This is a genomic window from Mycoplasma nasistruthionis (assembly GCF_006228185.1).
GTDB lineage: Bacteria > Bacillota_I > Bacilli_A > Mycoplasmatales > Metamycoplasmataceae > Mycoplasmopsis > Mycoplasmopsis nasistruthionis.
On the sequence record NZ_CP040825.1, the window covers coordinates 677,242 to 691,902 of the forward strand.

A 14,661-nucleotide genomic window follows, 5' to 3' on the forward strand; every position below is an offset into this window, starting at 1 on the left:
ATGTTCTAATAAACTGTCATAAACTTTCAAAAGTGTATAATTTAACTAATAAATTTTAGTAGTTAAATTAAAAGAGAATTAAGGAAGGTAACATGAAGCCAGTTGTTAAATGAGTTGGAGGTAAAAGGCAAATAATTCAAAAACTTTTAGCTCTTGCTCCTAGTGATTTTAATAAATATTATGAGCCATTTGTAGGTGGTGGAGCAATGCTTTTGAATTTAAAACCTAAAAGTTTTGTTATCAATGATATTAATTCAGAATTAATAGACATGTACAACTGTTTATCAAACAAAAATAAATTACAAAAACTCCTTAATTTATGTGATGAACATCAAAAAAATCATAGCGAGCAATATTTTTATCAGATAAGAGAATTGGATCGAAAACCAAATTATCAGAATTTATCAGAACCTGAAAAGGTAGCTAGATTAATTTATTTAAATAAAACAGGTTTTAATGGTTTATATAGGGTTAATTTACAAGGTTTTTTCAATGTTCCTTATGGTAAAAGAGAAAAGTTTTCTTTATATGAAAAAGATAATGTTGAACAAATATTAGATTATTTCAAAAAATCAAACTTTCAAATCAAAAATACTGATTATAAAAATGCTATAAAAGGTGCTGAATCAGGTGATTTTGTATATTTTGACCCACCTTATGATGTAATTACTAAAACAACTTTTAAAAGTTATTCTAAATATGATTTTGCACAAGAACAACAAATTGAATTAGCAAATACATTTAAGACTTTATCTAAAAAGGTGTTAAATGTATGTTATCTAATCACAATACACCTTTGATTAGAGAACTATATAAAGATTTTAATATTCATGTAGTTCATGCTCGTAGAAATGTAAATTCTAAAGCTAATGGGCGTGGACTTGTTGAAGAAGTGATTATTACTAATTATTGCAACAATATAGAGGATTAAATGCAAAAAAGAGATTTTAATATTTGATTTTCAAACTTTAAAGATTCAATAGTGACTTATGATTACTATGTTAATTTTGAAAGTGTCTATGAAAAAGTAGATGATTTAAAAATAGAACTAAATATTCTTAATTTTTAAAAGTTCAAAATTGTCTGAAATAGCAAGATCATATCATGGTTTAATCGAAGATTTAAAAGAAGTTAAAAATTTTGAATTTGGTTGAATAACGGATGGTAAAGGATGAAAAAAACACAAAGAAAGTTCTTTATGATTTTTTCAGTAATTATGATTGTATATTTAATTTATCTGATTTAGAAAATGGTACTTTTCAATCATTTATAGAAAAGAGACATAAAAACACACATTAAGTGTGTTTTTTGATTTCTAACTGAATATTTTACTTGATTTGCACTATTGAATAATTCAGTTACTACAATTTCATTCTTTTTAAAATATCATCTATACTTGAAACTATTTTTTGTTTTCTTCTTGTATTTCTTCAAAAGTTTCTTTTTCTTTAGTATCTTTTTTAGATTCTTGTTTTTTAGGTGTTTCTGTATTTAAACTTTTATCTTGTGAATTTGATACTTTAAAGTCTATGTCACTGGTATATTTGTTAAATTTAACAAAAGCAGGTGTTGGACATTTTAAAAATTCTATTGAAGCACTTACACCTGAAAAACCATAATGATCTATTTTTTCTTCAAAAGTTTTATCTAAGTTATCTCTAACTAGTAAGGAAGTGTTTTTGTTTATTTCAGCTATGTCACTGATTTCAAATTTTAATTTATTTGGTCATAAACTTTTACCTTTGTTATTTTTAGGTACAAAAGTAATTTTATTGCTTTTGAATTTAGCTATTTTTCCATCGTTTGAAACAATAGCAAAGGAATTATCATTAGATATCATGATAAAGTTATTTACTTTATCATCTAAAGATAAATAAACACCTTTTGTTCCTTTTGCTTTAGTTCCATACTGTGAAATATCTGTTTCTGAATATTTAGAAGCAAAACCTTTTTCAGTCAGTATAACAATATCACTTAAACCATCACTTAGTTGAGTGTTGATTAAAGTATCACCGCTTTCTAATCCTATAGCAGTGTAAGATTTGTTAATTCTTGTTGTTTCAAAATCTTTTAAAACAACTTTCTTAAAAAAACCATTTTTTGTTCCTAAAGTAACAAAAGCATTGGAATTTCAATCTTTAATTACCATTACTGAAACAACATGTTCGCTCAACATAAAGTCTGCAAAGTTTGATAAATGAATACCATTTTCTTTTCATTTCGTTTCATTAATTTTGTAAGCAGGAACAATAATATAGTTTCCTAAATTTGTAAAAATCAATAAATTGTGTAGTGAATTGACTTTATGATAAAAAGTTAAACAATCACCTTCTTTAAGTTGATAAGTTTCTAAAACATTTGAATCTATTACTTTGTTAGTTAAACGTTTTACATAACCATCTTTTGAAATAGCTATGTTTAATTCTTCTTCTTTAACTAAGTCAGTTTGTTGATATGAAAAATCAAATTTCTGATCTTCAATTTCTGTTTTTCTAGGTGTGCCAAATTGTTGTTTAATGGCATTTAGTTCTGCTATTAAAAACTTATTAAATTCAGCATTGCTATTTAATAATTTTTCAAATCTTTTGATTTGTTTTTCAAGTTCAGCTTTTTCTTTTAAATAAGCTTCTTTATCTGTTCTTGAAAGTCTATATAGTCTTAATTCTGCTATAGCACGAGCTTGATTTTCACTAAAAGCAAAGTGTTTGATTAAGTTAGCTATAACACCAGCTTTAGAACCCTCACTTTGTCTAATTACTCTAATAACTTCATCTGATATTTCAGCTACTTTAATAAATCCTTCGACTATTTCAAGTCTTAGTTTTGCTTTTTCTAAATCATAAGTCAAGGTTTTAGTTTTAACATCTTTGATATGACCAATATATTCATCAATTAATTGAGCCATATTTAAAGTTTTAGGTGAGTTATTAACAATACATGTGTTGTTGTATGAATAATTTACTTTTAAGTCTGTTTTTTGGAATAAATAGCTTAAAACACTGTTTTCATTAACATTTGAATCTAATGTAATTAAAATATTAATTCCATTACGGTCAGATTGATCTTTAACCTCAACAATACCATCGACATCTTTGTTTTGAATGATTAAATCAATGTCATAAACTAATTTTGATTTAACTACATTGAATGGAATTTCAGTTATTTCAATAAACTTGTTTTTATCTTTTGTAAATACTTTGTATTTACTAAATAAATAAATTTTATCTTTGTTATTTCTTCCTGTTTTTAAAGCTTCTAAAATACCTTCTGAACCTTTAATTACTCCACCTGTAGGAAAATCAGGTCCTTTAATAAAATCATTAACATTATCAAAATCACCTTTAGAGTTAACAATCCGATAAGTTGTAGCATCAATTACTTCAGCTAAATTATGTGGAGGCATATCTGTGGCCATACCAATGGCTATTCCTGTAGATCCATTAACTATCAAGTTAGGAAACAGTGATGGTAAAACAACTGGTTCGACTTCTGAATCATCAAAGTTAGGAGCAAACTTAACCGTTTTTTTCTTCAAATCACCTAAAACATATTCAGCGATTTTAGACATTCTAACTTCAGTATAACGCATAGCAGCTGCTGGGTCATTATCAATAGAACCAATATTTCCATGCATATCTAACAGTGGTAAATTTGTTTTTCATCACTGAGACATATTAACCATAGCATCATAAACAGAACTATCACCATGTGGGTGATATTTACCAATAACATCACCAACTATTCTGGCTGATTTTTTATATGCTTTATCGTTAAATAAACCTAATACAAACATAGAATATAAAATTCTACGATGTACAGGTTTTAAACCATCTCTAACATCTGGCAAAGCTCTTTGTTGAATGACATATTTAGAATATTTACCGAAACGGTCAGACATTATTTTTTCTAATGATTCATTAATAATTTTGTTAATAACTTTATTATTTTTCATATCACCTCTATCTTTAAAATTATAGTTAAAAATTCTGGATCTTGATTTTTGTTAATTTATTTCAATTACCTTTTTCATTATTCTTAATTCATTTTTTTGCGTTTTAAAAACTAAAAATTCAAAATATTTTTATGCAAGTTAAATATGGTAATTCCTTATTAGATCCCATATCTGAAAAAGTAAAAAGTGGAATTTTCAGCAAAATTTGCTTCAAAATATGATTTTTTTAAATTTTTATATGAAAAAGTAAAATAAAACTAAATTTTTTATCTGTTTTTATAAACTAAAAGTAAGAACAAAAATAAACACAGACGAAAGAAGAGATTAATAAATATGAACAATAAGAAAAAGTTGATAAAGAAGTCAGTTAGACTGGCTTCTTTGTCACTCCTAGCCCCACCTATTGCTGTTGCTATTAGTGCCGCAACTAATACAAATGATGTGGATTTATCAGACCCTGATATACAGAGTGTAGAAAAACTTAAAGCATATTTGAGTGAAAAGAAATTTACATATCAAAGACGTTTAAGACTAGGCGGATTACGTGCTGATCAAATTACTAAATTTGAAGATCAAATTAACACTGAAACAGCAGGAAAACAAGGAGAAGAACTAAAAAGAATTCTTGCTAACATCAAAACACAAATAAAATCAAAATTTGACTTTATGACAAAGTGATATGACATTTTTTTAAACAACTCACTAGGAGATCCTCTATGAGAAACTGAGTTTCAAGGATATAATGAGTCAACTGTTGACGGAATACGTCTAGTATCAGTTCCTAGAATTTCAGGTGATATGTATAGAGAAGATACTTATTGACACAGAAAAGGTTTAAAAGATGCTAAAGGCGTAGCTACTGAATTTGTTAAAAAGCACTTTAGATCATCGGCAGATGGTGGAACAGGTGATGATGCAGACAGAGCAGATACAGAAGAACAATTTAAAGCTGCAATTAAAGACTATATACCAAAATTTGAAGCAGCTGTTTTTCCTGATGATGATAGAAGACAAAGTGCTATTGAAAAAATAAGAAGAATAAAGAAATTTAACTGAGATTTAAGTACAACAGACACAACCAATGATGAATTCAACTCAAAAACAGGTGGAATAGGTCAATGAATTTTGGCATATTTAGGAACTAAATCTGATGTTGGTTGAGTACATGCGACTAATCATATTTCTAACGCAGATTTAGATTTAATTGAAAAAGCAGTTTCTTTCTTCAAAAGAGAACCCTTACCTGTTTTAGAAGATTTTTTTGGAAAAATAAAGAATAATGAATATAAAAATTCTGATAATTACAAGAATATTCAATTATTAAACCCGACAAAAGCTGGAGAGCTTGATCAAACATTCTTTTTATACAAAAAAATTATGATGTATACAGCTTCTCCATTATCTACTAATTTTGGAAGTAATATATTTGGTGGTCATAGATCTGGTCAATTAAGAAATATGGGTACTGACTGAGCTGGACCAAATAGTGATAAAACTGACTGAGTTTGAAGTGAAATTGCATCTAAAAATGTATTTACTTTTTCAGCTAAAAAAATTGTTGAAGACGCTCTGAGAAATGAAAAAAATGAATTAGTTCAAAAACTTAAAAATGAATTAACTTTTATCAGTAATATTGCCCCAATAGAAGAAGCTGCAATAAATAAAATGACATTAATTGCTGATATTAGAGCTAAAAAAGATGAACTTATTAAGAAGAATGCTAAAGAAAAACTTAATGCAAAAATTGTTGAAATATTAAACTATAAATATGACACTGCAACAGAAGATGTTTATAGAGATGCTAATCCTACAGAAAGACAAAAATTAGAAGATTATTTAGTTGAAGGTGAAGATTTATATAATAATTCAGAATTAAAAAGTCAAAATGATTATGATGCTGTTACAACAAAATTAGAAAGTGAATTCCCTTTTGTTCAACTACCTAAGGTTGTTGAATACAATAAATCAGTTTTAACAAACAATGTTAATAGCATGACTTTGTCTGATGATAATAAACAAAAACTAAAAGATAAAATCAATTCAGCAACAATTGATACATATGAAAATCTAAATAATTACAAACAACAATTTGAAGATTTAAAAAGAAAAACACAGGATGTAAATAATTTACAAACATTTGATCAAAACACAAAAAATGAAACACATAAAAAGTTGATAGAAGCACGAATCAATGATAACTCTAAAGGTGAAATTAATACTCTTGCCTTTAATAAAGATGCTGGTATTCAAGCCTTAAATTCATTTACAAATATTCCTGAAAATAAAAGGAATGATATTAAATCACTAATATTATCAGCTTTTGAAACCCAATCTTTAACAGATGCTATTTCTATTAGAGATAAAGCAAAAAATTATGCAGATGGTATTAAAACTTCTCGAAAAATACCTGCTAAATTTAAAGATAAATTAATTAATAGAATATCAACTGATAAAACAAATTTAAACAAATTAATTGCATTAACATCACAATATGAAAATCTTTTTGAAAAGATTAAGAATGCTAATTTAGATAGTGCAATAAGTTCTAATCTTGATGAAGAATTATCAAATATCACTGATGAAAACCAATTTGAAACTCTTTCACACAAAATTGATAACGAAATTGCTAAAAAATCCTTACAAGAAAAAGTTAATGCTTTAAACACTTACAAACAACAAAATCAACAAATATATGAATCATCTGAACCAACTAAAAAAGCAGAATTTGATCAAAAACTAACTGAAGCAGAACAATTACTGCAAAATGCATTAACAACTGCAGTTACATATGAAGAAACAAAAAGAAAATTAGAAGAACTTGAAGCCTTTGTTTCTGATCCAAAAGTTGCTGAATATTTAAAATCAGAAATAGAAAAACAAATTGAAGGTTATGAAAATGATTTTACAACCAATGTTGTTAATGAACTAAAAACAAAATTAAATGCTTTACCAAATCAAACTTCAGACGTAAAAGCCTGAAAAGCTAAATTAGAAAAAATTAAAGAAAACAACGATCAATTAAAAGTGTTAGATCAATTAAATTCTGATCAAAAAACTGTTGAATTACAAAAATTAATTCAAGACATTGATAATGAAACTAATCAACAAAAAGTTGTTGAAGCAGCTAAGAAAAAACAAGAAATCTTAAAAGTTCTTGAAGATAAAGTTACATATCCACAACTTGAAAAAGCAACATATTTAAAACAAATTTATGATGCACCAACTGTTGACAAATTAAATGAAATACAAACAGAATTAGGAATTGCTAATGCTAGAAAAGATCTAGAAGATCAAATTAAAAAAGCTCAAGAACATTTACAAAACAATAATGATAAATTCATAGAAGCAGATCCTACTGGTAAAAGCGAATTAGAAGCACTAATAAATGAAGCGAATGTTGAATTACAAAAACAACCACAATCAAGTGCTGAAAAATTTAAAGAAAAACTAGATTCAATTAAAAACAAAGTTGCTTCTCAAACTCTAGAACATTTTGTTAATAAATTAAAAGAAAAATTAACTAAAGATATTGAAAGCTATTCACCTGTATTATCAGCAGATAATATTACTAAACTAAAAGAAAAATTAAATAATTCTGCTTTAAATACTTATGAGCAAGTAAAAGAAGAATTTGCAAAAGTTCAAAAAGTTAAAGAAAAAGCAGATAAAATCAATACTTTAACATCATTAACACCACAAACAGCAACTAACTATAAAAACAAATTAGTTGAACAATTTGGGAATGATGGAAATTTAAGTGCAACAACTGAATTAGCCGAAAAAGTTAATGAAACAATTAGAGATTTTGATTCATCATATCCACATGTAGATAAAAACTCTAAAGTTTCTGATATTGAATCTGCTTCAGATTTAAATGCTTTAAACACTAAAAAAGAAGAATTAGCAAAAGAAAATGCTAAAAACAAACTTAAAAAAGCAATTGACAAAGCAGAAAAATATAAAAGAGAAAATTCAGATTTATATAATGATGCTGAAGAATCAAAAAGAAATGATTTTGATGCAAAATTAAAAGCTGCACAAGATGGTTATGCAGAAACTAATTTAAAATCTGTTCAAGATTACACAACCTTAGAACAAAACTTAGAAGCTGCTTTAACAGCTATTTCTCCAGAAAACGTTGTTGCTCAATTAAAAGCAAGATTTAGCACAGAAATTGAAGGATTTACTCCTGAACTTTCAAGCCGACAAATAGCTAAGTTAAAAGAACTTGTTAATTCTGATACTTTAACAACAAGACAAGCTGTTAAGGATGTATATAACAAAATTAAAGCATTTAGACCAAATGCTAAACAAATTAATGATTTGACTAATTTATCATCTGATGCAAAACAAAAAGCAATTGACAATATTATTAAAAATATTGAAAATCCAGACTTACAACTTAAAGATGTAACTTTAGCTAAAAACAAAGATACAGTATTAAAAGATTTAGCTGCTAAAAAGAAATATCCAAATCTTGAATTAGATACTTATAAATCAAGAATAGAACAAGCAGATAGTCAAGAAAAACTGGATGCTTTAACAACAGAATTAGCAAATCAAAATAAATTAAATGAACTTCAAAAACTAGTAGAAAAAGCAGAAAAATATCATAATGATAAACAATCTGATTTAACAATAGCTGATCCGGCAGGCAAACAAGCATTATTAGATGCAATCAAACAAGCAAAAGAATCAATAGACAAAGGTCATACAGCTGGTATTGCTGAATTTACAGATAAATTAAATAAACTACAAAATGCCTATGATGATGTATCTGAAACAAATTACATAAGAAAATTAAAAGATACTGAAATTGCTAAAATTCAAAGATTTAATGATTCATTATCTTCATCAAACATTCAAGCATTAATTGAAAAAATTAACAATGCTAATCCAAATACAGTTGCTCAAATTCAAAAAGTATTTGCAGATGCTCAAAAAGTCCATGATATAGCAACAGAAATTAAAGCTCTATCAGATCAATTATCACCAAATACTATTCAAAATGCTATTGATAATTTAACAACAAATTCAGATAATCAAACCGAATTAGACAAAATTAAAGAAACAGCATTATCAAAACATAAATTACTAAAAGATTTTGAATCAACATATCCAAAACTTGACAAATCTGCAAATAAAGCAAATATTGAAGGTTTAACTGATAAAGCATCAGTTGATGCTAAAGAACTTGAATTAAGCAAAGAAAACGCTAAAAAAGACTTAGAAGAAAAAGTTGCTGAAATAGAAAGAGAACTTCAATCAGATCCTACAATTCACCAACAAGCAGAACCTAATAAGAAAAAAGAATTTGATGATGCTCTACAAGCTGCTAAAAAAGCATTACAAGATCCACAATTAAAAGATAAAGCAACATATGAAACATTAAAATCTAACTTAGAAGATAAATTACCTAATGTTAGAGAACAAGCTGTTTTAGCTTATTTACGTGAAAAATACAAAAAAGAAGTTCAAGGATATACAAATGAATTTAACCCTGAACAAATTAAAGAATTAGAAAAACTAATTGATGACAGTAAAGTTGACAATGTTTTAGGATTAAATCTATTAAAAATCAAAATAGATGAAATTAAAGATAAAGCATCAAAAGTTAAGTCTTTAAGTCAAGTTAAAGATGATACAAAAACAAAAGCTATAAGTTCATTGATTGAAAAAATAAATGATGACGATGGTCAAAATCAAATCATTGAATTAATCAATAAAAAAGAACAATTATTAGCTAATTTTGACACAGCTTATCCACATTTAATTAAAACTAACTTTGAAAATCAAATTAATGAATTAGCAACTATTGAAGATGCTAACAATTATCAAACAGAACTTGAAAGCAGAGACAAATTAGAAGAACTTAAAGCTAAAAAACAACAAGTTGAAGATTATAAGACTAACAATGATACAGTTTATAATAACGCACAACAAACTGACAAAGATGCGTTAGAACAAACATTGCAAAATGCCACAACAGCAATTACAACAGGACACACTTTAGGTAAAGATGTTTTACAACAACACATTACTGAATTAGATAGAGCATTATCTAATGTTTCATCAGAAAAAGTTTTACGTGAAGTTAAACAACAAAAAGAAGCTGAAATTAGAGCTTATGCACCTGCATTAAGTGAATTAATTATTAATCAATTAGTTTCAAAAATTCAAGATCCAAATCTAAATACTGTTCAAGGTGTTTTAGATGAATTTGAAAAAGTTAAAGCATTAAAACAAAATGCTGATCAAATTAATGCACTACAAAACTTATCACAACAAGCAAAAGATAATGCAAAAACACAATTATTAAACAATTATGGTGCAAATGATAAACAAACAGAAGTAGTTAATCTAGCAAAAGCAAAAGATGCTTTATTAAATAAACTAGCTACACAAAACTGACCAAACTTAACCAAAGATTCACACCAAAATCAAATTGAAGCTTTAACTTCTCAACAAGAAGTATCAGACTATCAAGATAAATTAGATTCGCTAAATGAAAAAGCAAACTTAGATCGATTATTAGTTCAAATAGTTGCTCAAGGACATGCAGAACCATTAGTTAGATCAATGGCTGATCCAAGTGCTATTGGTGAATTGGAAAAAGTAGCACAAGAAGCTTTAAAAGCAACTCCTGAAAACAACTTGCCAACCAAAGAAGTTATTGTAGATCACATCAAGAAACTACAAGAAGCTTTTGAAAAAGTACAAAGACCTGCTGTAACTGATTATGTTAGAAAACAAAAAACAAATAATGTTGATAATCTGACAAATCTAACATCAGAAAATGTTGCAAAATTAAAAGATTTACTAACAGAAGCTAAATCACCTGGATTAGAAAACATTATTGAAACAGATAAAAAGATTCAAGAATTAAATAACATAAATCAAAAGATTCATGATTTACCTAATTTATCACCTGAAGCTAAGAAAAAACTAACTGACAAATTAGTTGATGCTTTAGCAAACAATAACAATTTAAACGATGTATTAACTTTAGCAACAACTCAAAATGATGCAGTTAAAACAGTAAAAGATTATGATGCTAACTCAGTTCCATCAGCATTAATTAATAAACTAGTTAATGATATTGAAAGCACTAATTCACCTGATGACATTAATCCTATTTTAGTTACTGCATCTGACATTAATAACACATCTGTAGCTATTAAAGATTCAAAAATAACTCAAGCAAATAAAGCGAAATACTTAAGTAAAATTTCAGAAGATCCAGCTAATAATGCTGCTTTAAGAAACTTAGTAAATAGAATTAATGAAATTGCTGATGCAATTAATGGTTCAGACTTAAAACAAACAGTAAAAGATACTTTATTAAATGAATTATTTAATGTTGATGATAAAGCAGGTGCTGAAGCTGTTTTAGCTAAATTTGAAAGTGAATTAGAAAAAGCTAAACTTGAACAATTAATTCAACAAGTTAAAGACTATCAACTTCAAAATCCAGCAGCATATCAATATGCTAACCCTGAATTTATTAATGATTTAAAAGCTTCAGTTGCAATAGCTGAAACTGAAGTGGCTAAATCACCTTTATCTGTTGCTAGTCATTTAAAAACTTTAGTATCAGATTTAACTTCAGCATTTGAAAAAGTTCAAGAACCAGAAACTAAGAAATATTTAGCTTCAAAACTTGAAAATCAAATTGATACAAATGACAAAATTAGTACTGATAATAAAGCCCTATTAAAACAAAAAATATCAGATCAAGGTACTGCTAATGTTAGCGATTATGTAGATCATTTACAAAAAACCAATAATTTAGCACAAAATATTGAAATACTAAACACTTATGAGCACTTAGCTAGTCCTCAAAGAGAAATATTTACTGCTCAATTAATTGAAGCATATGGCAATGATGCAAAACAACAAGAAATTTTAGCTTTTGCATCAGCTAAAAATGATTTAATCAAAGAAATTAGACTAAATGATTTAATTAATGGTGAAACTAAAGAAGAATTAGTTAAACAAGCAGAAAATGCTAATACCAATGAAACTTTAGAAAACACTGCTAAAGCAAACTTTGAAAAAGCAAAAGATTCAATTGACAAAATTAATGAAACTTCATTACCAGCAGAAAAACGTGATGAATTTATTAATAAAGTTAAAGCTAACAAAGAACCTAATGAAAATCTTGTTGATTTAGTTAAAGCTTTAAATACTGAATATCAAAATGTGGCCACATCAGTTGTTGATGATCAAAGAAAAGAAGAATTAGCAAATGAACTATTAAGTTTAACAACTAAGCCAGAAGTTGAAGCATTTGCAAAAAGACTTCAAGCTGAAAACGAAAAAGTTTATCTACAAGATTTAATTAAACTCGTTGAAGCTTATCCAAATGATCAAAAAACAGTTTATGATGCAGCTTCACCTGAAGCTAAAACTAAATTACAACAAGTTCTAGAAATAGCTAAACAAGCAGTAAATTCAACTCCACTAAAAACAGTTGAAGAATTAAAAGAAATTAAAAATAATCTGACAACAGCATTTGCTGGAGTTGAAAGAGCTGCAGTAACTGATTATGTAAGAAATAAATATCAAGAGGATTTAAATAACTCAGGTCTAAAAGAAACAGTTAAAAATGCTTTAAAACAAAAAGTTTCAGACACTAATGCACCAACATTAGAAAACTTAATTGAAGAACATTCAAAAATTAAAACTGTTGCTGAAAAAATTAAATACATTGATAAACTTCCATTTATTGTAGATTCAGTTGAAGAAAAACTAGAAAAAGAACTTTTAGATCAATATGACAACCCTGCAAACCAAAGTGCAATTGTAACACTAGCAAGTTCAAAAAACAGAACGATTGAATTAATTGAAAGTAAACCTTACATTTCCCCAGAAGTTAAAAAACAACTTAAAGCTTCTGCACTAGTTGCTGAAAATGAAGATCCTGATTTAGCAAAAATTAAGTCAGATGCTGAAAAAATCAATCACACTGGTTCAATCATTCATGATTCTAATTTAACTAATGAAAGAAAATCACACTTTGGTGAAAAAGTTTCAACAAACTTAATCAACAACAAAGAAATTGAAGATTTAGTATTAGAAATTAATTCACACCTAGATGCTTTAGATAAAACAGATTTACCTGAAGCTAAAAAAGAAGAATTAAAAGCAGTTTTAATGAAAGTTGACAACTTAACACAAGTTGAAGATTTTGTTAAATTATTAGAAGCTGAAGTTGAAAAACACAAACTACAACTATTAGTAAATCAAATTGATACTTTCAAAGAACAAAATCCTTTAGATTATCAAAATGCAGATCCAGAAGCAATCAAAGAACTAGAAAGATTACTTCCTTTAGCTAAAGCTGACTTAAAAGCAGCTGATACTAAAGATAAAGAAGTTTATGCTGATCACATTAGAAAACTAACAGAACAATTTAATAACTTACAATCTGATGCAGTTATTAAATTTACAAGAGATAAATTAACTAACAAGATTAACAATTCTCCTGATTTAACTAATGAAGCAAAACAAGCATTAATTGAAAGACTTTCAAATTCTAATTCACCAACATTAAAAGACTTAGTTGATAAAATTCAAGATTTAAATAACACAATTGCTAACTTACAAGCAACTGCAAATAAACAATTAAGCCCAGCAGACTTAGTTAAACATCAAAATCAAATCTTGGATAACTTCAATAATCCTGCTAAACAAACAGAAATTTTAGACTTAGTAAATCAAAAACATGATGAAATTCAAAAAATTGAATCAACACTAGTTGGTAAAGAGGTTAAACCAGAAATTATTAAGTCTCTAAGAGAAAAAGTTTCTCAATCTGACAGCGCTGTAGGCATAAAAGAAGTCGACAAACAACTACAAAGTGTTAAAGAAGTTGAAGAATTAATCAAAAACGCTTCAATTCCTGAAGTTGTAAAAGCAAAAATCTTTAATAGAAACTCAACAGATATTGAATCAAATGACACATTAAAAGATTTAGTTAATCACTATCAAGAAAAATATAAAGAAATTTTAAACACACCACTTCCAAAAGCAATTAAAGACAATTTAATTGCAGAAGTTACAGATAATAACACTAAAGAAGCGGTAGACAAATATTTAGCAGATAAAAGCTTTAATGACCAACTTATTAAAGATACTTATCCAAATGTACCTGCAGAAGTGTTAAAAACACTCACAGGTTCAGATAAAGATGTCGCTTTAGCTGATTTCTTAAACAAAATTGATCCTGAAAAATTAGATCTAAAAAGCTTAAGTCCTTCAGACTTAACTGAATTTATTAACAATGTAAAATCTGTTGATAATCTAGATAAACAAACTAATGAAGTTCAAGAGTTTGTTAACAAATTAGACAAACGTGCTAAATTCTTAGATGCTAAAAGCCAAAATGAAATTAACAGTAAAAAATATGGAACAATTTTATGAATTGCTTTAAGTTTAGTTTCATTCTTTGCATTTGTTTTAGCAAGTTTATTAATTATTTTTAAACATAAAAAATAATTAAATATTAACAACACAAAAAGCTTGGTTAATTCCGAGCTTTTTTGTTTTTAATGCTTAAATAATTAGTTTTTGAAATGCAAAATTTATAGTAAAATTTTTAAAATAGTTTTAAAAACAATTCCAGTAATAATTTAATATTCATAAAGGAGCATTCCATGCGTAAAGTTGTTAGACTAAAAAACAAAATGCGTGCAGAAGCTCGTGCT

The 14,661-nt window shown here is 26.9% G+C and carries 4 protein-coding genes; 3 read left to right on the forward strand and 1 reads right to left on the reverse strand.

The genetic code is table 4. The features are described 5' to 3' along the window. Window positions 1–92: 92 nt before the first annotated feature. Window positions 93–836 carry a DNA adenine methylase gene (locus FG904_RS02755; protein WP_139592390.1) on the forward strand — a complete coding sequence of 248 codons (744 nt, stop codon included), beginning with the start codon at window positions 93–95 and terminating at the stop codon, window positions 834–836. 95 nt (window positions 837–931) lie between these two features. Then, window positions 932–1,069 carry a DpnII family type II restriction endonuclease gene (locus FG904_RS02760; RefSeq protein WP_139592391.1) on the forward strand — a complete coding sequence of 46 codons (138 nt, stop codon included), beginning with the start codon at window positions 932–934 and terminating at the stop codon, window positions 1,067–1,069. Window positions 1,070–1,402: 333 nt separating this feature from the next. On the opposite strand, the gene FG904_RS02765 is transcribed toward FG904_RS02760, so the two are convergent. Then, window positions 1,403–3,952, reverse strand: coding sequence for a DNA topoisomerase IV subunit A (locus FG904_RS02765; protein ID WP_139592392.1), 2,550 nt, complete (start codon window positions 3,950–3,952; stop codon window positions 1,403–1,405). A 333-nt stretch (window positions 3,953–4,285) separates the two neighbouring features. Here FG904_RS02765 and FG904_RS02770 point away from each other — a divergent pair, with 333 nt between their 5' ends. Then, window positions 4,286–14,452, forward strand: coding sequence for a rhoptry family protein (locus FG904_RS02770; protein ID WP_139592393.1), 10,167 nt, complete (start codon window positions 4,286–4,288; stop codon window positions 14,450–14,452). Window positions 14,453–14,661: the final 209 nt, after the last annotated feature.